Origin of the sequence: Stutzerimonas urumqiensis, assembly GCF_003640395.1 — a bacterium.
GTDB lineage: Bacteria > Pseudomonadota > Gammaproteobacteria > Pseudomonadales > Pseudomonadaceae > Stutzerimonas > Stutzerimonas urumqiensis.
Window position 1 is genome coordinate 47,079 of record NZ_RBZQ01000006.1, and the last position, 20,463, is coordinate 67,541.

Consider the following 20,463-nt stretch of genomic DNA (forward strand, 5'->3'; position numbering starts at 1 on the left):
ATGACGAGCCTTGGACAAACCGTGGTGGTGTGTGGCGGCACGGCCGGTGTCGGCCGCGCGACCGCGCTTCAGTTCGCCCGCGCCGGCTACCGGGTGGCAGTGATCGCCCGTGGCGAGCAGGGCCTGGCCGGCACCCTCGCCGAGCTGGAGCGCATCGGCGTGCCGGCGCTGGCGATCTCTGCCGACATGGCCGACGCCGCCGCTGTCGACCGCGCCGCCGAGCGCATCGAGCGGGAGCTGGGGCCGATCGAGGTCTGGGTCAACAGCGCGATGGTCACCCTGTTCGGGCCGATCAGCGAGGCCAAGGCCGACGACATTCGCCGCGTCACCGAGGTGACCTACCTGGGCTTCGTCCACGGCACGCTCGCGGCGCTGCGCCACATGCGCCCGCGCGACCGCGGCGTGATCGTGCAGGTTGGCTCGGCCCTGTCGTACCGGGCCATTCCGTTGCAGTCGGCTTATTGCGGGGCGAAGTTCGCCATCCGCGGCTTCACCGATTCGCTGCGCTGCGAGCTGATTCACGACCGGAGCCGGGTGCGGGTGACGATGGTCCAGCTGCCGGCGCACAACACCCCGCAATTCGACTGGGCGCGCAACCTGATGAACAAGCGCCCGCAACCGGTACCGCCGATCCACACACCGGAGGTCGCGGCCCGCGCGATCCTCAAGGCCGCCCGTGAGACGCCCCGCGAGCTGTGGCTGGGCAAGGCCGCGTTCCAGTCGATTCTCGGCAACATGGTGATGCCCGGTCTGCTGGATCGAATGCTCGCCAACCGCGCCTGGGACGGTCAATTGACCCCCGAGAGCGAAACACCCGGTCGCCCGGACAACCTCTACGCGCCGGTCGAAGGGCTGCACCGCACCGATGGCCGCTTCAGCCAGCAGGCGCAGGACAAGGCCGTGGGCCTCGGCTCGGAGCAGGTCGGCCTGCTGCTGGCCGGTGGCGTCGCGCTGCTGGCCGGGGTCACCGGGCTGGCGATCGCCGCGGCCACCCGCAGCCGCGTCAGGGCCGAGTTGGAGCAGACGCGCCCGAGCCTGCGGCGGCTGTTCCGCCATTGATGGAGTGCCCATGAACACCGCCTTCATCGGTCTGGATTACATCGTCGACATCACCCATCCCGACGGCGGGATGGCGTCCTCCGCCGAGCAGGTGGCCGCGCGCCGCGTCATCGCGCATGCCAACCGCGCGCTCGCCATTGGACGCCAGAACGGCTGGCTGAACGTGCTGGTCAAGGTCGGCTTCGCCCGCGGCTACGTGAACCAGCCGAAGCATTCGAAGCTGTTCGGCAAGGCCCACGAACTGGGCTTGCTGGAAGCGGGCAGCCCGGGCCTGGCGTTCCACCCGGAGCTGGACGCCGACAAGGCGGACCTGGTGATCGTCAAGCCGCGCGTCAACGCCTTCTACGGCACCGAGCTGGATGCCGCACTGCGCGCCCGCCGGATCGAGCAGGTGGTCATCGCCGGCGTCAGCTCCGCGATGGCCGTGCAGAGTGCCGTGCGCGACGCCCATGACCGCGACTATCAGGTCCTGGTGCTCGAGTGCGCCTGCGCCGCCGCCATCGAGCGGGACCACGAAGACGCCATGCGCCTGCTCGGCAAGCTCGCCGATTTCGTCACGCTCGAGGCGCTCGAACGGCTCTGAGCACAGGGGTTGCCTGATCGTCCGGCCGGCGCCGTGCAGGTCGGCAGGATCGTGTCTTCCGAGCGGCCAGTGCCGTGCCGATACTTTTGGCAGGCGGCGGCAGATGCCGCCCCGCAACCGGACGAAGCAGGAGACGACAGATGAACCAGACACCCCGTGCCGCCATCGTCACCGGCGCCTCGCGCGGTCTCGGACGAGCCATCGCGCTGCGTCTGGCGGCCGATGGATTCGCCGTGGCCGTCAATTACGCCGGCAACCGCCAGGCGGCCGGCGAGGTGGTGCAAGCCATCATCGACCAGGGCGGCCGGGCCATCGCCGTGCAGGGCGACGTGGCCGAGCTGGCGGACATGCAGCGCCTGTTCGACGAGACCCGTGCGGCGTTCGGTCGGATCGATGTCGTGGTCAACAATGCCGGCACCATGCCTTACCTGACGATCGCCGACCTCGACCTCGACGGCTTCGATGCGGTGATGCGCACCAACCTGCGCGGTGCCTTCATCGTGCTCGGCCTGGCGGCACGGCAGGTGGAAGAGGGCGGTCGCCTCATCGCGTTGTCGACCAGCGTGATCGCCAAGGCCTTCCCGGCATACGGCCCCTACATCGCCTCCAAGTCGGGCGTCGAAGGGCTGGTGCACGTGCTCGCCAACGAACTGCGCGGGCGCAATGTCACGGTCAACGCGGTAGCGCCCGGCCCGGTGCCGACCGAACTCTTCCTCAACGGAAAAAGCGAACAGCAGGTCGAGCAGATCGCCCAGCTCGCGCCGTTGCAGCGTCTCGGCACGCCGGAAGAAATCGCCGCGGCGGTGTCCTTCCTCGCCGGCCCGGACGGAAGTTGGGTGAACAGCCAGGTGATCCGGGCCAATGGCGGGTTCGCGTGAAGACGCGACCCCCGGCGATCCGATCGCGAGCGTTACCCTCGTAGGGTGCATTCGCGAAGCCATGCACCGGTCTCGCCGTGTCGTTACCTCGGTGGTTGCGCCGTGGCGGTGCCCCCGGCGGATTGTTCGCTGCGCTCCTGAATCCGCCCTACGGACAGCGCGGTGGTTCCGCTTCTCGTAGGAGCGAGCTTGCTCGCGAACCGGCCGCCACCGTTACCCCGTAGGGTGCATTTGCGAAGCACCGCACCGGTTTGCGGTGGCGTGGCCCCGGTGGTTTTGCCATGGCGGTGCCCCCGGCGGATTGTTCGCTGCGCTCCTGAATCCGCCCTACGGAGCGCGGTGGTTCGGCCTCTCGTAGGAGCGAGCTCGCTCGCGAACCGGCCGCGGCCGTTACCCCGTAGGGTGCATTCGCGAAGCACTGCACCGGTCTCGCCGTGTCGTGGCCCCGGTGGTTTCGCCGTGTTGTGCCCCCCGGCGGATTGTTCGCTTCGCGCCTGAATCCGCCCTACGGACAGCGCGGTAGTCCGGCCTTTCGTAGGAGCGAGCTCGCTCGCGAACCGGCACGACGGCGAAGGTTGGATGGTGGCGTAGGGTGGGCTTTAGCCCACCAACGTCCTGTGCCGGTGGGCTGAAGCCCACCCTACGGAGGGTGAGCGCGGCGAGGTGCAGAGCGGCTATCAGGTGCCGATCACGCCGCCGTCTTCCTTGGTGACCAGCACCGTGGTGGAGCGGGCGCGGGTTTTGCCGTCGCTGGCCGGGTAGCTCAGTTCCGGGTGCTGGATGTTGACCCACATGGCGCGGTAGTCCGGTGACCAGGTGATGCCGGTGACTTCGCAACCGCGCGGGCCGACCAAGAAGCGTTTGACCTCCCGCGTGCGCGGGTCTGCGCAGAGCAGCTGGTTGCAGCCCATCGCCTGCATGGGGGCTTCGGTGTCGTCGTAGTCGGTCTCGATCCACAGGCGACCGTCACGGTCGAAGGCCAGGCCATCGGGCGAGGAGAAGATGTCGCCGTCGATGGTGCCGATCAGGTTCACCGGCACCGGCTTGCCGGTGGTGTCCCTGGCGCCTGGCTGTTCACCGGCGAGCAGGAAGATCTCCCAGTCGAAGGTGGTCGCCGTCGGGTCGCCGTTCGCTTCGTTCCAGCGCAGGATATGGCCGTGCAGGTTGTTCGGGCGGCGGTTGGCGATGTTCACCGGCTGCTTCGTCCCGCGACCATCGTTGTTGGTCAGGGTGACGTAGACCTCGCGGGTGGTCGGGTGGATGGCGACCCACTCCGGGCGATCCATCGGCGTGGCGCCGAGCTGATCCGCCGCGGCGCGCGCGTTGAGCAGCACCTCGGCCTGACTGGCGAAGCCGTTCTCGACGGTCAGGCCGTCCTGCCCGTGCACCAGCGCCAGCCACTGGCCCTTGCCGCCGCCGTCAAAGCGCGCGACATAGAGCGTGCCCTCGTCCAGCAGGTCGCGATTGGCGGCCAGGTTCTCGTCATCGAACCGCCCGGCCGGGACGAACTTGTAGATGTACTCACCCTTGGTGTCGTCGCCCGAATAGATCGCCATGCGACCGTCGTCGCCCAGCGAGAGCACCGAGCATTCCCGGCAGTAGCGGCCGAAGGCGGTGCGCTTGACCGGCTGGCTATCCGGGTCGAAGGGGTCGACCTCGACCACCCAGCCGAACCGGTGCGGTTCGTTGACGTAGCCGCCGTGCGGCTGCTCGTCGTCCGGCGTTGCGTCGAAGCGCGGGTCGACCGTCTCCCAGGCGTACAGCTTGCTCGGCCCTTCGGTCGCCAGGCCGTAGCGCTTGTGCGAGACGCGCCGGGCGTAGTCCTCGGCGTCACGGTTGACGAAGTAGTTGTGCCAGTTCTCTTCGCAGATCAGGTAGGTGCCCCAGGGCGTGAAGCCGCTGGAGCAGTTGTTTAGCGTGCCCAGCACCTCCAGGCCGCTCGGGTCGCCGGCGGTCTTCATCTGTGCGTGGCCGGCCAGCGGGCCGCTGATGCGCATCGGTGTCATGGCCGAGAGGCGGCGGTTGTAGCGCGAGGGCAGCACGCGCTGCCAGTGGCCGTCGCCGTCCTTCTTCACCTCGATGATCGAGAGCCCATGCGCGGCCTGCTCCTTGCGGACTTCGTCGAGCGGGCGCTTGCCGTCGACGATGGTCATGCCGTCGGGGTGCAGCGTCGGGTTCACGTACTCGTGGTTGATCACCAGCAGGCCGTGGCCGTTGGGGTCGTCCGGAAAGGGGAAGAAGTGCATGCCGTCATGGTTGTCGCCGGCCTGCTTGAGCTGCGCCTGCCAGTCGTCGCTGGCGTCGGGGTGCCAGTCCGGTGCGTCGGCCAGCACCGCGTCGCCCCAGGAGAAGAACGGCTGGGCGCGGTAGCCGGGCGGCACGATCACCTGGTCGAAGTCGACCGCATGCTGGGTCGGAACGCCAGTAAAACCCATCAGCGCGTCGGGCCGGGCGGCGCGGGCGATGCTGGCGCCGCCGGCGAGAAAGCCGAACGCCGCGGCCCCCAGCCCGCCCTTGAGCAGATTGCGTCGGCCGCGATCGACCAGCCTGTCGAGGCTGGGCTCGCCGGTCGGGTTGATGGAGCGGTCGTCGGCCGCTTCGACGGTGGCGTGGAATTCGCTGAAGTTCTGGCTCATGGCTCGTCCGGTCTACTGGATACGATAGTGAAAGGTGTTGCGCACGTTCGGCACGGCCACGGGCCGACCGTCGACCATGCGCGGCTGGTAACGGAAATTCTTCGCCGCGGCGAGTGACGGGCGGATGAACAGCGGGTGGCAGTCCGCCTCGGCCTCGGGATTCTGTACGCGACCCTGGACATCGACGCTGTAGCGCACCGTGCAGTCGCCCTCGATGCGTTTGTCCAGCGCCCGGCCGGGATAATCCGGCGCCGTCTTGCGGATCGGCTCATAGGCGCGGCTGGCCGCGAGGCGCTCGGCCTCGGCACGGGCGGCGGCCTCGGCGGCACGCTGATCGGCCAGTCGCTGGGCTTCGCGCTCGGCGGCTTCGCGGGCCTGGGCTTCGGCACGTTCGCGCGCTTGGCGTTCCCGCTCCCGCTGTTCGTATCGCTGCCGTTCCCGCGCCTGGCGCTCGCGCTCGGCGGCCTGGCGTCGCTCGATCCGCTTGCGGGCCAGTGCGGCCTCGTCGACGGCTGGCGGGATGGGCTCCGGTTCGACGACTGGCGCAGGCGTGGGCGTTGCAGGTTCGGACGGCGCGGGCGGTTGGGCGACCGGCTCGGGAGTCGGCGGCGCGGGTGGCGCTGGCGTGGGCAGGCTCACCAGTTGCGTCCGCAGCGTCATCGGTGCCGCCGGTTCTTCGGGCATGGGCGAGAAGCCCTGCACCAGCAGGGCGAGCGCCAGTGCATGCAGCGCCACGCTGGTGACGATGCCGCGCAGGTGCGGTTGCCAGCCGGGTCGGGCAAATGGGGCTGCGAGGATCAGGCTGCTCATGTCAGGGCGCCTCGGTGATCAGCCCGATCTGCTGCACGCCCTGGCGTTGCAGCGCGGCGATGCAGGCGACCACCGCACCGTAGTCGGCGCCGTGGTCGCCGCGAATGTACACCTGGGTTTCGGGCCGCTCGGCTACCAGCGCCCCGACGCGCGCGGTCATGTCGGCCAAATCCTCGGCGGTCTCGCTGCGGGTTTCGATGTCCAGCTCGCTGCCCAGGTGCCAGTAGAAGCGGCCGTCGGCCTGCACCGACAGCGTGACGATGCGCTGCTGGCTGTTGGCGGCCAGCGCCTCGGCCGCCACCTTCGGCAGCTCCAGTTTCACGCCCTGGGTGAGCATGGGCGCCGTGACCATGAAGATCACCAGAAGTACCAGCATCACGTCGATGTAGGGCACCACGTTCATTTCCGCCTTGGGCGCGTGCGTGCCGGCGGCTCTGCGCAGGACGGCCATGTTCAGGCCGCCTGCGCCAGCGGGGTGGCGGTGTGCAGGGTGCGGTGCAGCCGGCCCTGCACTTCATTGGCGAAGGCGTAGTAGCGGGCCATCAGGCTCTGGGTGCGCGCGGCGAAGCGGTTGTAGGCGATGACCGCCGGGATCGCCGCGAACAGGCCGATGGCGGTGGCGATCAGCGCCTCGGCAATGCCCGGGGCCACGGTGCTGAGCGTCGCCTGCTGCACCTGCGACAGCCCGAGAAAGGAATTCATGATGCCCCAGACGGTGCCGAACAGGCCGATGTAAGGGCTGACCGAACCGACCGTGGCGAGGAACGGCAAGCCTTTCTCCAGGCGCTGCTCCTGCTCGGTGAGCGTCACCGCCAGGCCGTGCTCGACGCCCTCGAGCACCGTTTCCGGCGCGATACCGGGCTCGCGGCGCAGCTCGGCGTAGCTGCGGTAGCCGGTCTGGAACAGCAGCCGGCCGCCGGCATCGAAGGCCGCGCCTTCGCCCAGCGCGCGAGCGAGCCGGGCGAGGTCGGGCGTCGCGCGCAGGGATTGCCGGACGGCGTTCAGTTCACGTTCGCTACGGCGCAGCACACCGGCGCGCCAGACGATCAGGTACCAGCTCGACAGCGAGGCGAGCAGCAGCACCAGCATCACGCCCTGCACCAGCAGGCTGGCCTCGCTGATCAGGCCCCAGACGGTCATCTGTTCGAGGGTGGCGTGCATGTCTGTCTCCTTTTGCGGCCGAGTCGGCCGGACTATTCGATTACAGCCGCGTTACCGTGCGATGACGGCGACGCGGCGGCGGTGGGCTTCAGGGCAGCTTCAGGGCGCGGGCGATGTCGGCCCAGGCGGCGTACTTGAAGTTCTGCGCGGTCTCGGGCATCCGCTTGCGGCCGTCCTGCACCACCAGCATGCCGGCGTGCCAGGGGCCGCCGAGGTTGGCCGAGGTGACTTCCAGGCCGTCGGTCTCCGAGGCGCCATCGATGCCGCGCTCGGCATTCAGGCCCAGGCGGAAGGCGCCGCGCAGGCGGTAGGGCGGGGCGGCATCGAGCACCAGGTAGCTGTCGTTGCCCTGGCTGGAAACCACCAGGTAGCTGTGACCGGCCGTGCGGTAGAGCGCGAGCCCTTCGACGTCCGCATGCAACGCCTCGCCCACCTCGATCACCGGTTCGAGGCGCGGCTCGACCTCGGCGCGCGCATCCAGCGACCAGACGCCGTGCTTCTCTTCGCCGACGTACAGGCGCTGGCCGGCATCGTCGGCGACGCAGCCTTCGGGCTGGCTGTCGACCTTGAACTGGCGGACCCGCACGGCGCGGATGCTGCCGTCGCGGCCGTCGAGCCGGTATTGCAGGAAGCGGCCGTCCTTGTCGTTGGGCAGCGCGTGGATGCTGCCGTCCTGGTCCTGGAACAGGCACAGGCCGTAGATGTCCTTCAATGGCGTCGGCGCGAGGCCCAGCTCGCTGACGACGCCGGACTGCCGGTCGATGGCGAAGAGGTGCAAGGCGTTGCGGTCGCGGTTGCTCGCCACGGCGAGGTCGACCGTGCGATCGCCGAGGCGGAAGTTCGGGCGCACGTCGACGTTGTTCAGCCGACCGACCGGCAGGCTCTGCAGCAGCGTGCCGGCGAGGTCGTAGACCATCAGCCCGCCCTGCTTGTCGGTGCCGAGCACGCGGCTGCGCGTGGCATCGGTGGGGTGCACCCAGATCGCCGGGTCATCGGCCGCGTCGCCGAGGCTCGGCACCGGTTCGGTCTGTGCCTGCACCGGCACGACCGGCAGCGACGCCTCGGTTTCGGCGGCGCTGGGGCGCCAGTCGAGCGTGCCGCCATGCAGCCCCTCGTCATGGGCGATCAGCAGCTCGACGCCGCCGACTGCGGGGCGGACGCTGAGCTGCTCGGCATCGTCCAGATCGCCGAGGGCGAGGGCCGGCTCGGCCTGCCAGCCGGCGCTGCCGTCGCGGTAGCGCAGCAGCTGGCGGGCTTCGGCGTCGAGCAGCAGCACGCCGCCGGGTACCACGGCCATGCCGGCGGCACTCTTGGCGATGTTGCCGAAGGGCTGCATCAGGGCGACCGGCCGGCGCTTCAGCTCGGCCTCGGGGTGCGCGTCGTAGGCCCAGAGGCCGACGCCGGCCTCGTTGACGTACAGGCGATCACGGCTGTCGTCGACCTGGCAGTGCTCGCTTTCCGGCGGCAGGGCGAGACCGCGCACGCGGCGCGGCGTCACCAGGCGGGTGTCCTGGCCGACCAGCCACTGCTCGCCCTGGCCTTCTTCGCCGACCAGAAAGAGAAAGACGTTGCGCGCGGCATCGCGGTACAGGCACAGGCCTTCGACCTTGAACGCGGGCTGCGGCAAGGCGAGCGGGGTGGACCCGTGCTGGCCGTCCTGGAGCGTCATCAGCACCGGGGTCTGGCGATCCAGGTCCATCGTCGCGACCAGCAGGCCATCGGCGCTGACGCGGTGGTCGGTCGGGCCGTAGAAGCCGGCGCGATGCGCCAGGGTGCGGCCGCTCCCGTCGAGCAGGCGCAGGCCGTCACGGCCGGCGAGCAGGCGGTCGGCGTCGAGGTTGGAGCCGTCGGTGGCGATCAGTTGGGCGGCTTCCAGGCCGTCCGTGCGGGCGGTCGACCAGGCGGAGAGCGCGAGGCCGGCCGGCGCGCTGGGCGCGGGCGTGGCGGCCGACTGGCAGCCGGCGACGGCGAGGCAAAGGGCAATCCATAGCGGTTTGCGGATGAAGGTCATCGTGTGCGTCCAGGCAACGGCAGGCGCGCCCACGGCGGGCGCGCTGCCAGGCATCAGAAGTGGGTGAAGGTCAGGCCGACTTTGTACGTCGGGCCGTATTCCTCGTACTGGGCGTTGTACGAGCGGCTGCCGGTATAGACGTAGTAGCTCTCGTCGGTGAGGTTCTGCGCCTCGAACGACAGCTGCAGGCCCTTGGTGAGGAAGTAGCGGGCGCTGAAGTCGACGAACAGCTGGTCGTCGGCGTAGAGGTCATGCGCCGCATCGTCGATACCGGCGACTTCGGCCAGGTAATCCGACTTGTAGTTGGCCGACAACCGCAGGCTCAGGCGGTCGTCCTCCCAGCCGAGCATCAGGTTGCCGACCCGGTCCGACTGGTTCGGCAGGTCGATGTCGCGCTCGAGCGTCCGGCTGGCGTCGGCGCTGTAGCCGGTGATGCTGGCGTCCGACCGGCTGAAGGTGGCGTTGGCACCGACCAGCACGCCGTTCCAGGGCGCCGGCAGCCAGTCGAATTTCTGCGAGTAGGCCAGCTCCAGGCCGTAGAGCTTGGCGCTGTCGCCATTGGCGAAGCTGTCGGCCTCATCGAACGCGGCCCAGTCGCCCGTGCCGGCGAGGTCCGTGTTGTAGATGAAGTGGTCGATGTCCTTGTAGAAGACGTAGGCCGACACCACGCCGGCGCGGCCGAGGTAGTGCTCGATGCCGAGGTCCAGGTTCATCGATTCCAGCGGGTCGAGCGTCGGGTTGCCGAAGCTCGCCTCGTCGCCGTCGATGACGAAACCGGGCGCGAGCTGGCCGAAGGTCGGGCGCACCACCGAATTGGTCCAGGCGGCGCGCGCCAGGGTGTCGTCGGTGAGCTGGTAGCGCAGGTGCAGGCCCGGCAGCCAGTGGTGGTAGTCGTTGTTTTCCTCGACCGCCTCGAAGGCGCCGTCGCGCAGGCCGGTGCCCTTGGCGCTGAACTCGGTACCTTCGAAACGCACGCCGGCGATGATGCGCAGCGCATCGATGTCGATGGTGTTCATCAGGTAGGCGGCGTCGATGTCTTCCTGCATGGTGAAGTCGTTCACCCGCGATTCTTCGGCGTTGTAGTAGTCGTCGCGGTCGAGCCCGGCGAGCAGCCGCTCGATGGCACCGGCGCTGATGCCGGGGCCGAAGTTGCCCAGGCCATAGTCGACGCGACCGTCGCCGAACTGCGTGAGGTTCAGCTCGGCATCGCTGAAGGCGTCGTCCAGGTCCTCGTACACCCAGGCTTCGAGGTCGTTGTCCTTGTCGCGGCGGCTCAACTTGCCGCCGAACTTCACCTGGCTCCAGTAGCCGTTGACGTCGTAGTCGCGGGCGAGGTCGAGGCGGATGTTCTTCTCGGTGTCGGTGGTGTCCTGCGTTTCCCACTCAACTTCGTCGAGCGTGAAGTTGCTCGCGTCGTAGAACGCGGAGCCGATCGACAGCCGCGGCTTGCGGGTGCCGCTGAAACCGGCGTCGGCGAAGTCGTCGTTGCCTTCGAAGGTGGCGCTGGCGAGGTGGCCGGGGGTGTCCTCGCTGGAGCGGCTGTAGCCGACCTGGCCGCTGACCGTCCAGAGGTCGATCATGCGCTCGCCGCCGAACACGTAGGACTGGATCTCCTGCGTCTCCTCGCGGCTCTTGAGTTCCCGCGCGCCTTCGGCGTCCCCGCGCTCGCCGGGCAGCTGCGCATCGGCGAACTCGATCACGTTGGCGTGGCGGGTCTCGGTGTCCTTGAAGCGACTGTAAAGGGTGCGCAGGTAATAGCTGGAGTAATCGTCGGGGCGGTAGTCGAAGTTGAGCCCAAGGCCGCTGCGCTCGCGCTCGATCTGGTAGTCGCGCTGCTCGAACTCCTCCAGCCGGGCGCCGTCTTCGAAGTCCCAGGCACCGCCGGTCTCGACGTTGTCGGAGCCGAACTCGCGTTCCTGCCAGCTGAAAGCGGCCGCGACGCCGAAGTTGTCGACGCCGTCGCCAAGGCTGAAGCGCTCGCTGATGGCGCCGGACAGCTTCGGGCTGGTCTCGCCGGCGTTCTCGTCGTAGCTGGCCTCGGTGCCGAGGGTATAGAACAGCCCGTCATGATCGAAGGCCGAGAGGCTCTCGACCTCGACCGTTCCGCCGAGGGAGTTGGCGTCCATGTCGGGGGTGAGGGTCTTGACCACCGACAGCGACTGCACCAGCTCGGCCGGCAGCACGTCGAGCGCCACGGCACGGCGGTCGCTTTCCGGCGCCGGCACCAGCGTGCCGTTGATGGTCACCGCGCTCAGGTCCGGCCCCAGGCCGCGCACGCTGACGAAGCGGCCTTCGCCCTGGTCGCGCTCCACCGAAAGGCCCGGCAGCCGTTGCAGCGCTTCGGCGGCATTCTCATCCGGCAGCTGGGCCACGCCGTCGGCGTGCACCACGCTCTTGACGCTGTCGGAGGCGCGCTGGTCATGCAGCGCTTCGCTGATGCTGGCGGCCTGGCCGATCACCTCGACGTGTTCGAGTTCGATCGGCTCGGCGGCCAGCAGCGGGCCGGCGGCGATGGCGAGGGTGAGGGCGCTGATGTGGAAGCCGGCGCGGCGCGCGGCGGTTGGGAACGATCGCATGGGTGGGGTCCTCCCGGTCTTTCCAGGCCGGGCGACGGCCCGACGACTGGGAGCGGACGCTAGGTGCGGCAGATGACGGTGCCGTGACAGCGATGGCCCCGCCCGCCGCAAACACCGGCGATGAAGCGCTTTTGCCGGGCCATTTGCGCCGAAATGACCCGTCGGACCGCTCGGATCGGCGGAAGAACGGCCAGCGTTCGGCCGGCTTGTCGATCATTCGCGCCAGCAACCGCGGGCGTTGCTACGGTCACCGCGTCGACAGCCGGCGCCGAATCGCAAAAATGGGCTGAGCCGAAATGACCTCCCGCCCTGCCATCTGGCTGTCATGTGGCTTTGCTCTGCTGGCGTCCGTTCACATCGGAGTGCCTATGACCGCCCTGTCCACCGTGCCGGCCCTGTTCAAGCTGCATCGCCTCAAGTTCGCCGGCCTGTTGCTGATCGCCAACCTCGCGCTGCTGGCGCACCTGTGGCTCGGCGACTCGCTGCCGGTTTCGCAATGGAGCTGGACGGACATCGCCGGCGAGGGCGGCTCGGCGCTGCTGGTGCTGGTGTGGATCGGCCTGCTGCTGCGGGGCCGTCCGGCCGGGCAGGTGACCACCTTGCTGTTTCTGGGGCTGGCCTGCCTGTTCTTCTCGTTGTGGATCGACACGCTCGACGAGGTGGTGGAGCTGCCTTTCGGCACGCGCTGGGACAAGTGGCTGGAGTCCGGGCCGATGCCGGTGGGCTTCATCCTCATGACACTGGGCATCTACCACTGGCACCGCGAGCAACTGGCGATCACCGCGCAGATGGAAAAGCGCGAGCGGCTGTTTCGCGAATACCGGTTGTTCGACAGCCTGACGCCGCTGTGCGGTGCCGAATACCTGCGTCTGCAATTGCAGCAGGCGCTGGCGCAAGCACGCGACGATCGCCAGCCGCTGTCGCTGGCCATGCTCGATATCGACGACTTCAGCGCGCTCAACCGCGCCTACGGGCACGCCGAGGGCGACCGCGTGTTGCAGGCGGTCAGCCAGTTGCTGGTACTCAACCTGCGGCGGCAGGACCTGCTCTGCCGGCTGGCGGGGGATCGCTTCGTGGTGCTGATGCCCAACACCGGCGAGCAGCAGGCGCGGGTGCTGGCCACCGAGCTGCGCGAGGCGGTGTGCCACCTGGCGCACCGCAGCAGCGAGCACGGCGAGCGGTTGCCGCTGTCGACCAGCGTCGCGGTGGTGATGGCTCAGCACGATGATCCGCAGACCTTGCTGGAGCGGCTCAACCTGGCGCTGGCACGGGCACGGCAGCCTGTCCAGGCCCGGCGCGCCTGATCGCATGAACGCGGCGGCCGGCTGGTTCGAGTGCGACACGCGCTTCATTCCGGGGCATTTCCAGCCCGGCATGCTGATCGACCTGGCGCTCGGCCGCGGGCTGAACAGCCACCGCCTGCTGCGCGGGACGGGCCTGTTCTACGAAGACATCGTCGCCGGCACCGCGCGCCTTTCCCCGCAACAATGGCTGGCGCTGATCGGCAATGTGCGCACCTTGCCGGCTGGCGAGGACATCGGCTTCCTGCTCGGCCAGCGTTCGCTTCCCGGGCATTTCGGCGCGGCCAGCCATGCCTTCGCCCAGGCCGCGCACCTGCATGATGCGCTGGACGTGCTGATCGAACAGCGCGCGCAACTCAGTCCGCTGCTGACGCCGCGGCTGGAAGTCGACGACAACCGGCTGCAACTGCACTGGCTCGACGCCTACGGCTGCGGCGAGCAGTACCGGTTCGTGCTCGAGGCGAGCATGGCGGCAGTGGCATCGGCGACGCGCTGGCTATCCGGCGAGCGCCTGCCGTGGCGCTTCGAGTTCCGCCAGGCGCAACCCCGGCACATCGAGCAGTACTGGGTCCACCTGGGCGATGCGCTGCGGTTCGAGCGCCCGCGCGACAGCATGGTGCTGCCCCGCGAGTGGCTGCATCGGCCATGGCCCGGCGCCTCGACCATCGCCGCGCAGGGCGCCCGGCTGGAGAGCCAGCGCCAGCTCGCCGAACAGCGTCTGCACAGCAGCCTGCTCGACCAGCTGCACGACTACCTGCTGGCGCATATCCGCGATCCGCTCAACCTGGAGCGCGTCGCCACGGCGTTCGGCCTCAGCCCGGCGACGCTCAAGCGCCGGCTGCAAAAGCACGGCACGCACTTCCAGGAGCAGCTCGACCTGGCCCGCCTGCACGTCGCGTTGCACCTCTACGAAGCGCGCGGCTACAGCAACGATGCCGTCGCCGCCTACCTGCGCTTCAACGACACCACCAACTTCCGCCGCTCGTTCAAACGCTGGACGGGCCAATCGCCCAGCGCCCTGCGCCAGCTGCTGGGGTGGGCGCCAGGGTAGGTTTTTCAGACAGCACGGTGTTTCCGCTCCTCGTAGGAGCGAGCTTGCTCGCGAACCGGCCGCGACCGTTGCCCCGTAGGGTGCATTCGCGAAGCCATGCACCGGTTTCGCCGTGTCGTGGCCCCGGTGGTTAAGCCGTGGTGGTGCCCCGGCGGATTGTTCGCTGCGCTCCTGAATCCGCCCTACGGAGCACGGTGGTTCCGCCTCGCGTAGGAGCGAGCTCGCTCGCGAACCGGGCACGACCGTTACCCCGTAGGGTGCATTCGCGAAGCAATGCACCGGTTTCGCCGTGGCGGTGCCCCCGGTGGATTGTTCGCTGCGCTCCTGAATCCGCCCTACGGACAGCGCGGTGATTTCGGCTTCTCTTAGGAGCGAGCTTGCTCGCGAACCGGCCGCAACCGGTAAACCCGTAAGGTTTACCAATTGCCCTGACGCGGAGGTCGGTCGTGCGGCAGTCCGAGCGAGATCAATGCCGCCAGCGCCACGAAGGCGCTCGAAATCCACAGGCAGGCCACCAGCCCGTAGGCCTGGTACACCCAGCCGGACAGCAGCGTGCCGAGCAGTCGTCCCATCGCGTTGGCCATGTAGTAGAAGCCCACGTCGAGCGATACCCCGTCGGCCTTGGCGTAGCTGACGATGAGGTAGCTGTGCAGCGACGAGTTGATGGCGAACAGCGCGCCGAACAGCAGCAGCCCGCCGATCAGGACCGGCTGCTCCGCGAGCTCGCCGGCGAGCCCCAGCCCGATCAGCGCCGGCAGGCCCGCCAGCACGGCCGCCCAGGCGAACGCCGTGCGCCCATCCGGCACCTGCCCGCGCGCCTTGCCGGTCACGCGCGGCGCGAACGACTGGACGACGCCATAGCCGATGATCCAGAGCGCAAGAAAGCCGCCGACCTGCCAGTGATCCCAGCCGAACGAGGTGGCGAGGTACACCGGCAGCGCCACCACGAACCAGACGTCGCGCGCGCCGAACAGGAACAACCGTGCCGCCGAGAGCAGGTTCACGGCCCGGCTCTTGGACAGCAGGTCGCGAAACTTCGGCGCGTTCTTCGCCTTGCCGAGGTCTTTTTTCAGCGACACCAGGCTGGCGACGAACACCAGCGCCAGCGCCGTCGCCATGACCGCCAACGCGCCCCGGAAGCCGAGCCCGGTCAGCAGCGCGCCACCGAGAAAGAAGCCCACGCCCTTGAGTGCGTTCTTCGAACCCGTCAGCACGGCGACCCAGTGATAGAGCCGACCCTGCTCGCCGTCCGGCACGAGCAACTTGAGGCTGCTCTTGGCCGACATCTTGTTGAGGTCCTTGGCGATGCCGGACAGCGCCTGGGCGCCCATCACCCACGGGACGCTCAACCAGGCGACCGGGACCGCCAGCATGGCCAGCGCGACCACCTGCATCGCCAGGCCGACATTCATGGTGCGGTTGAGCCCCAGGTGCGCGCCGAGCCAGCCGCCGATCAGGTTGGTGACCACGCCGAAGGCTTCGTAGAACAGGAAGAGCGCGGCGATCTGCAGCGGTGTGTAGCCCAGCTGATGGAAGTGCAGCACCACCAGCATGCGCAACGCGCCATCGGTGAGGGTGAAGGCCCAGTAATTGCCGGTGACGATCAGGTACTGGCGAACGGCGGGGGAGAGCGGTGGCATGGGTCGGTTCACAGATGGGATGAGTTACCGGTCGGAAACGGCGAGACACGGCGTGGCGGCGGGAAGGCGGTCGGCGCGGCTCGGCAGGCGGAGCGAATCCCGGTTAACCTTCGGCGTCCTCGTCATGTCGAACTGTCCGTGAAAAACGCTTTGCTGACCTACATCGTGCGCTACCCCTCGGCCGGATTGCTGTTCATCCAGCTGCTCGGCATCGTGCTGTACCCCTTCATGGAAGACACCACGCTGGGCCGCGCCGCCTTCGGCGCCTTTGGCGTGGTGGTGCTGGTGTCGGCGCTGCGCATGGTCAGCCGCAGCCCGACGCTGCACTCGGTCGCCTTCGTGCTCGCCGCCTCGATCCTGGCGCTGACGGTGATGGTCGAGCTGACCGACTCGCCGACCTTGCGGCTGGTGCTGGTCGTGCTGGAGTCGGCGTTCTACTTCTACGCGACCTTCAGCCTGATCGGCTACATGACGGAGGACCAGCGCACCACCACCGACGAGCTGTTCGCGGTCGGTGCGACCTTCACCTTGCTGGCGTGGGCGTTCGCCTACGCGTTTGCCGCCTGCCAGATCATCGCGCCCGGCAGCTTCACCGCGCTGCTCGATCCGGACCAGCCGCGCACCTGGCTCGAGCTGCTGTTCCTGAGCATCACGCTGCTGTCGGGGGTGGGGCTGGGCGACATCCTGCCGGTGCGGCCGATGGCCCGTGCGCTGGTCATGCTCGAAGAAATCGCCGGCCTGATGTACATCGCGCTGGTGGTATCGCGCGTGATCGGCCTGACCATCCGCCGCTGAGCCTGTCCGAACGTCGCGCCTCGGCCCGGGCGATCGCTCGTCGGGCGCGGCCGGTGCAGCCGGAACCTTCTGCGCTCGGCGGGTTTCCTCTGAAGACAACCGCTGCGCGCGGTGGCCACGCGTTCCGTGCCGCGGGGCAGGCGTCGCTGCCGCGCCGGTAGACGGACACTTCAAAGGAGTAATCCCATGACCCGTGACGAACGTATTCGCGAACTGGCTGACCAGATGTGGAATTCGGCAGGCCGCCCGGAAGGCCAGGAGAAGCGTTATCTCAAGCAGGCGCAGGACATCGTGACCGGCTTCGACGGGCCGGATGGCGGCGAGCGCATGCGCGAAGGCAGCATCCAGAGCAGTGTCGCGCCGCCGATGCCCAAGTCGGACAGCCAGGGCTGACGAGCGCGCGGCCGGCGCGGTAATCGACCGCCGTGCCGGCCCGTCCGCCTTCACGCCAGCCCGACCTTGCGTGCCAGTTCCATGGTGCGGTTGGCGTAGCCCCATTCGTTGTCGTACCAGGCATAGAGCTTCACTTGCGTGCCATTGACCACCATCGTCGACAGCGCATCGATGATCGATGAGCGCGGGTCGGTGCGGTAGTCGATCGACACCAGGGGCCGCGTCTCGTACCCGAGGATGCCGTTCAGGGGCCCTTCGGCGGCCTCTCTCAGGCGGTCGTTCACCTCCTCCGCCGTGGTGGCACGCTCCACCTCGAACACGCAGTCGGTCAATGACGCGTTCGCCAGCGGCACGCGCACGGCGTGGCCGTTCAGCCGCCCCTTCAGTTCCGGAAAGATCTCGGCGATCGCCGTCGCCGAGCCAGTGGTCGTGGGAATCAGGCTCATGCCCGACGCCCGCGCGCGACGCAGATCCTTGTGCGGCTGGTCCAGAATGCTCTGGGTGTTGGTCAGGTCGTGGATGGTGGTGATCGAGCCGTGGCGGATACCGAACGCCTCGTGGATCACCTTTACCACCGGCGCCAGGCAATTGGTGGTGCAGGACGCTGCGGTGACGATGCGGTGCCGGGCCGGATCGAACGAGCCGTCGTTCACGCCCATGACGATGTTGAGCGCGCCCGGCTCCTTCACCGGGGCACTGACGACCACGCGCTTGACGCCCTGGTCGAGGTAGCCCTGGAGCACGGCGACCGTCTTCATCTTGCCGCTGGCCTCGATCACCAGATCGCAACCGGACCAGTCTGTGTCGGCGATGGCCTTGTTGGCGGTGACGCGGATGCGGCGACCATCGATCACCAGCGCGTCGCCGTCGCTGCTCGCCTCGTGCTGCCAACGGCCATGCACCGAATCGAAGTTGAGCAGATGGGCATGGGTGGCGGCGTCGCCGGCCGGGTCGTTGATCCGGACGATCGCCAGCTCGGGCCAGTCCCAGGCAGCGCGCAGCGCCAGCCGACCGATGCGGCCGAAGCCGTTGATACCGACAGTGAGTGTCATGGGTGCTCCTTCGAAGGGGTTAGGCACGCGGGGCGAACATGATGATGGCCATGCCGAGGCCGGCGATGCCGGCGCCGAGCAGGTCCCAGCCCGTCGGGCGGATGCCGTCGACCAGCCACAGCCAGATCAGCGCCACGCCGATGTAGATGCCGCCATAGGCTGCATAGACGCGGCCGGCGGCGGTCGGGTGCAACGACAGCAGCCAGGCGAACAGGGCCAGCGACAGCGCGGCCGGCAGCAGCAACCAGGCGCTCTTGCCCTGGCGCAACCAGAGATAGGGGAGGTAGCAGCCGACGATCTCGGCCACGGCGGTCAGGGCGAACAGCGCGAAGGTCTTGAGCATGCGCGTCAGATCGTCCGCTGGTTGACGCGCTGGGAGAGCGCTTCGGCCGATTCCTTGCGCTCGGAGTAGCGGTCGACGAGGTAGTCCGCCCGTTCGCGCAGCAGCAGGGTGAACTTGACCAGTTCCTCCATCACGTCGACCACGCGGTCGTAGTAGGGCGAGGGCTTCATTCGGCCGTCGTCGTCGAATTCGAGGTAGGCCTTGGGCACCGAGGACTGGTTGGGGATGGTGAACATGCGCATCCAGCGTCCCAGCACGCGGAGCTGGTTGACCGCGTTGAAGCTCTGCGAGCCGCCGCTGACCTGCATCACCGCCAGCGTCTTGCCCTGCGTCGGGCGAACCGCGCCGAGCGCGAGCGGCACCCAGTCGATCTGGGCCTTGAAAACCGCGGTCATCGCTCCGTGCCGCTCCGGCGAGCACCACACCTGGCCTTCGGACCACTGCATCAGCTCGCGGAGTTCCTGCACCTTGGGGTGCTCGGCCGGGGCATCGTCGGGCAGCGGCAGGCCCGAGGGATCGAAGATGCGCGCGTCGGCGCCGAAGTGACGCAGCAGGCGCGCCGCTTCCTGGGTCAGCAGCCGGCTGTAGGAGCGCTCGCGGATCGAGCCATAGAGCAGCAGGATGCGCGGTTCGTGCGTGAAGGTGCGGGTGACGGCGAGCCTGTCGGTATCCGGCAGATCGACGCAGCGGGGATCGAGGTTGGGTAGATCGGTCATGGCGATTCGGAGGGCGGCCGCTTGGGGAATAAAGGCTCCGACTATACGGACTGTCGCCGCTCCGGCTAAAGCGTTGCCGCGAACGGCGCCCATTCGCGAGCAGGCTCGCTCCTACGAAAAGCCGAGCCGGCGGGACTTCTGTAGGGCTCGCGAAAGCGGGGCGTGGGCGGGCGATGGTTCGTGGATGGCTTTCTGCGATCGAGCCGACGATCGGTCGTACACGGGCCTTTATGCGGACGTGATGGCGCGCCGCTCTAGCGCGGCGATTGTTTCGTGCCGTCGGCATGGGATTAAGCCGAAGTCGGCGATTGGATGGCTCGGCCTAATCTTTTGGATGGATATCGGCGGCGTAAACGCGACGAGCAGAATCGATCCGCCCGTCGCGCCATCGGGTCGCGGCGGTGCTTGCAAAGGAGTGTCTCCCATGAAAATGCCCTCGCTGTCGTCCTCTCGTTTGCCGTTCTCCCTCTCGTTGTCACTGCTGGCGTCGTTGAGCGCCACCGGTGCGCATGCCGAAAACAACGATGCCTACCTCCAGCAATACGGCGCCGACAATGTGTCGGCCACCCTGCAGACCGGCGACGGCAACATCGCCGCGGTCACGCAGTACGGTGTGTTGAACCAATCGCAGGTCGTTCAGACCGGCGTCTCGAACGAGGTCTCGGTGATCCAGTCCGAAGAGGGTTATCCGCACGTCTCGCAGATCGAGCAGCAGGGCGACACCAACCTCATCGACCTGCAACAGCACATGGGATCGGGTTCCTACGCCACGCTGTACCAGGAAGGTACCGGCAACGTCTTCCTGATCGATCAGCAGTTTTACGCCAACAGCCTCGATGCCGCCGCGGTCGGCACGGGCAACCGACTCGAGGTGATGCAGTTCAGCTACGGCTCCGGCGAAACACGGCAGGAGGGCGCCGGCAACCGCATCGGCCTCTGGCAGGAGGTATACGGCTACGGTGGCGGTGCGGTGCTTCATCAGAGCGGGGACCGCAACCAGCTGGACATGACCCAGATCGGCGGCGGCCGCTATTACACCGGGACGGTGTACTTCGATCAGGTCGGTGCGGACAACCAGGGCAGGGTGCGCCACGGTGGCGGTTTCAACACCTTCGAGTTCGTCCAGCAGGGCGACCGCAACAGTGCAGATATCACGCAGTGGGGCCGTAGTAGCGAGCTGCATGGCCGTTCCGAGGGTGACGACAACCAGGTCACGCTGGTGCAGGACTTCGACGGAGGCGTGATCGATCTACTGCAACAGGGCGACGCCAACCTGGCCAGCGTGGTGCAGGAAGCCTACTACGCCAACGCCTCGATCACGCAGATCGGTGATGCCAACCAGGCGTCCATCAGCCAGACCATGAGCGATTTCCTGAGCCTGGGCGGCGACAGCGCGACGATCATCCAGCAGGGCAACGGCAACCTGGCGAACGCCGTCCAGCAGTGACGCCCGCGCCG

18 protein-coding genes are annotated in these 20,463 nt (G+C 68.3%); 8 read left to right on the forward strand and 10 right to left on the reverse strand.

From position 1 onward, the window contains the following. The 3 genes from D7325_RS12890 to D7325_RS12900 all read left to right on the forward strand — a co-directional run bounded on the left by D7325_RS12890 (nucleotide 1) and on the right by D7325_RS12900 (nucleotide 2,520). A complete protein-coding gene (locus tag D7325_RS12890) occupies nucleotides 1–1,059 on the forward strand; it encodes an SDR family oxidoreductase (RefSeq protein WP_120996225.1) in 1,059 nt (352 codons plus the stop codon). 10 nt (nucleotides 1,060–1,069) lie between these two features. Next, nucleotides 1,070–1,642 (forward strand): cysteine hydrolase family protein, encoded by a 573-nt coding sequence (locus tag D7325_RS12895; protein ID WP_120996227.1) that lies wholly within the window; start codon nucleotides 1,070–1,072, stop codon nucleotides 1,640–1,642. A 140-nt stretch (nucleotides 1,643–1,782) separates the two neighbouring features. Continuing rightward, entirely contained in the window at nucleotides 1,783–2,520 is a 738-nt protein-coding gene (locus tag D7325_RS12900; RefSeq protein ID WP_120996229.1) for an SDR family oxidoreductase, read from the forward strand. 677 nt (nucleotides 2,521–3,197) lie between these two features. Here the strand turns inward: D7325_RS12900 and D7325_RS12905 are convergent. The 6 genes from D7325_RS12905 to D7325_RS12930 form a co-directional block, all read right to left on the reverse strand. Continuing rightward, the gene (locus D7325_RS12905; RefSeq protein WP_120996231.1) at nucleotides 3,198–5,156 is read right to left on the reverse strand and encodes a PhoX family protein; all 1,959 of its coding nucleotides are present in this window, start codon (nucleotides 5,154–5,156) and stop codon (nucleotides 3,198–3,200) included. Nucleotides 5,157–5,168: 12 nt separating this feature from the next. After that, nucleotides 5,169–5,966 carry an energy transducer TonB gene (locus D7325_RS12910; RefSeq protein ID WP_120996233.1) on the reverse strand — a complete coding sequence of 266 codons (798 nt, stop codon included), beginning with the start codon at nucleotides 5,964–5,966 and terminating at the stop codon, nucleotides 5,169–5,171. A gap of 1 nt (nucleotide 5,967) precedes the next feature. Continuing rightward, nucleotides 5,968–6,417, reverse strand: coding sequence for a protein TolR (gene tolR, locus D7325_RS12915; protein WP_120996235.1), 450 nt, complete (start codon nucleotides 6,415–6,417; stop codon nucleotides 5,968–5,970). A 2-nt stretch (nucleotides 6,418–6,419) separates the two neighbouring features. Further along, nucleotides 6,420–7,127: a protein TolQ gene (gene tolQ / locus D7325_RS12920; RefSeq protein ID WP_120996237.1), complete on the reverse strand. Its 708-nt coding sequence runs from the start codon at nucleotides 7,125–7,127 to the stop codon at nucleotides 6,420–6,422. Nucleotides 7,128–7,215: 88 nt separating this feature from the next. Continuing rightward, complete coding sequence (locus D7325_RS12925; RefSeq protein ID WP_120996240.1) at nucleotides 7,216–9,138, reverse strand: phytase; 1,923 nt, start codon at nucleotides 9,136–9,138, stop codon at nucleotides 7,216–7,218. Nucleotides 9,139–9,191: 53 nt separating this feature from the next. Continuing rightward, entirely contained in the window at nucleotides 9,192–11,714 is a 2,523-nt protein-coding gene (locus tag D7325_RS12930) for a TonB-dependent receptor (protein ID WP_120996242.1), read from the reverse strand. Nucleotides 11,715–12,082: 368 nt separating this feature from the next. Here D7325_RS12930 and D7325_RS12935 point away from each other — a divergent pair, with 368 nt between their 5' ends. Together D7325_RS12935 and D7325_RS12940 are read left to right on the forward strand one after the other, a co-directional pair. Further along, nucleotides 12,083–13,018 (forward strand): GGDEF domain-containing protein, encoded by a 936-nt coding sequence (locus D7325_RS12935; RefSeq protein ID WP_425452304.1) that lies wholly within the window; start codon nucleotides 12,083–12,085, stop codon nucleotides 13,016–13,018. Between the two features lie 4 nt (nucleotides 13,019–13,022). Continuing rightward, entirely contained in the window at nucleotides 13,023–14,066 is a 1,044-nt protein-coding gene (locus tag D7325_RS12940) for an AraC family transcriptional regulator (protein WP_120996244.1), read from the forward strand. Between the two features lie 416 nt (nucleotides 14,067–14,482). Here D7325_RS12940 and arsJ read toward each other — a convergent pair whose 3' ends face one another. After that, complete coding sequence (arsJ, locus tag D7325_RS12945) at nucleotides 14,483–15,706, reverse strand: organoarsenical effux MFS transporter ArsJ (RefSeq protein ID WP_120996246.1); 1,224 nt, start codon at nucleotides 15,704–15,706, stop codon at nucleotides 14,483–14,485. 150 nt (nucleotides 15,707–15,856) lie between these two features. On the opposite strand from arsJ, the gene D7325_RS12950 reads away from it, so the two are divergent. Beyond that, nucleotides 15,857–16,501 carry an ion channel gene (locus D7325_RS12950; RefSeq protein ID WP_120996248.1) on the forward strand — a complete coding sequence of 215 codons (645 nt, stop codon included), beginning with the start codon at nucleotides 15,857–15,859 and terminating at the stop codon, nucleotides 16,499–16,501. A gap of 186 nt (nucleotides 16,502–16,687) precedes the next feature. Next, nucleotides 16,688–16,894, forward strand: coding sequence for a DUF2934 domain-containing protein (locus D7325_RS12955; protein ID WP_120996250.1), 207 nt, complete (start codon nucleotides 16,688–16,690; stop codon nucleotides 16,892–16,894). Nucleotides 16,895–16,944: 50 nt separating this feature from the next. Here the strand turns inward: D7325_RS12955 and D7325_RS12960 are convergent, their stop codons facing one another. From D7325_RS12960 to arsH, 3 genes are read right to left on the reverse strand one after another with little or no spacing between them, the layout of a single operon-like run. Next, nucleotides 16,945–17,946, reverse strand: a complete 1,002-nt coding sequence (locus D7325_RS12960; RefSeq protein ID WP_120996252.1) for an ArsJ-associated glyceraldehyde-3-phosphate dehydrogenase — start codon at nucleotides 17,944–17,946, stop codon at nucleotides 16,945–16,947. Nucleotides 17,947–17,965: 19 nt separating this feature from the next. After that, nucleotides 17,966–18,289: a YnfA family protein gene (locus tag D7325_RS12965; protein WP_120996254.1), complete on the reverse strand. Its 324-nt coding sequence runs from the start codon at nucleotides 18,287–18,289 to the stop codon at nucleotides 17,966–17,968. Between the two features lie 5 nt (nucleotides 18,290–18,294). Next, the gene (arsH, locus tag D7325_RS12970; RefSeq protein WP_120996256.1) at nucleotides 18,295–19,005 is read right to left on the reverse strand and encodes an arsenical resistance protein ArsH; all 711 of its coding nucleotides are present in this window, start codon (nucleotides 19,003–19,005) and stop codon (nucleotides 18,295–18,297) included. Nucleotides 19,006–19,429: 424 nt separating this feature from the next. Here arsH and D7325_RS12975 point away from each other — a divergent pair, with 424 nt between their 5' ends. Beyond that, a complete protein-coding gene (locus D7325_RS12975) occupies nucleotides 19,430–20,452 on the forward strand; it encodes a hypothetical protein (RefSeq protein ID WP_162988048.1) in 1,023 nt (340 codons plus the stop codon). Nucleotides 20,453–20,463 lie beyond the last annotated feature (11 nt).

Excerpts from the sequence above, each read along its gene's own strand:
- D7325_RS12890 (WP_120996225.1), top strand. The coding sequence starts at position 1 with ATGACGAGCCTTGGACAAACCGTGGTGGTGTGTGGCGGCACGGCCGGT.
- D7325_RS12895 (WP_120996227.1), top strand. The coding sequence starts at position 1,070 with ATGAACACCGCCTTCATCGGTCTGGATTACATCGTCGACATCACCCAT.
- D7325_RS12900 (WP_120996229.1), top strand. The coding sequence starts at position 1,783 with ATGAACCAGACACCCCGTGCCGCCATCGTCACCGGCGCCTCGCGCGGT.
- D7325_RS12905 (WP_120996231.1), bottom strand. The coding sequence starts at position 5,156 with ATGAGCCAGAACTTCAGCGAATTCCACGCCACCGTCGAAGCGGCCGAC.
- D7325_RS12910 (WP_120996233.1), bottom strand. The coding sequence starts at position 5,966 with ATGAGCAGCCTGATCCTCGCAGCCCCATTTGCCCGACCCGGCTGGCAA.
- tolR (WP_120996235.1), bottom strand. The coding sequence starts at position 6,417 with ATGGCCGTCCTGCGCAGAGCCGCCGGCACGCACGCGCCCAAGGCGGAA.
- tolQ (WP_120996237.1), bottom strand. The coding sequence starts at position 7,127 with ATGCACGCCACCCTCGAACAGATGACCGTCTGGGGCCTGATCAGCGAG.
- D7325_RS12925 (WP_120996240.1), bottom strand. The coding sequence starts at position 9,138 with ATGACCTTCATCCGCAAACCGCTATGGATTGCCCTTTGCCTCGCCGTC.
- D7325_RS12930 (WP_120996242.1), bottom strand. The coding sequence starts at position 11,714 with ATGCGATCGTTCCCAACCGCCGCGCGCCGCGCCGGCTTCCACATCAGC.
- D7325_RS12935 (WP_425452304.1), top strand. The coding sequence starts at position 12,083 with ATGACCGCCCTGTCCACCGTGCCGGCCCTGTTCAAGCTGCATCGCCTC.
- D7325_RS12940 (WP_120996244.1), top strand. The coding sequence starts at position 13,023 with ATGAACGCGGCGGCCGGCTGGTTCGAGTGCGACACGCGCTTCATTCCG.
- arsJ (WP_120996246.1), bottom strand. The coding sequence starts at position 15,706 with ATGCCACCGCTCTCCCCCGCCGTTCGCCAGTACCTGATCGTCACCGGC.
- D7325_RS12955 (WP_120996250.1), top strand. The coding sequence starts at position 16,688 with ATGACCCGTGACGAACGTATTCGCGAACTGGCTGACCAGATGTGGAAT.
- D7325_RS12960 (WP_120996252.1), bottom strand. The coding sequence starts at position 17,946 with ATGACACTCACTGTCGGTATCAACGGCTTCGGCCGCATCGGTCGGCTG.
- D7325_RS12965 (WP_120996254.1), bottom strand. The coding sequence starts at position 18,289 with ATGCTCAAGACCTTCGCGCTGTTCGCCCTGACCGCCGTGGCCGAGATC.
- arsH (WP_120996256.1), bottom strand. The coding sequence starts at position 19,005 with ATGACCGATCTACCCAACCTCGATCCCCGCTGCGTCGATCTGCCGGAT.
- D7325_RS12975 (WP_162988048.1), top strand. The coding sequence starts at position 19,430 with ATGAAAATGCCCTCGCTGTCGTCCTCTCGTTTGCCGTTCTCCCTCTCG.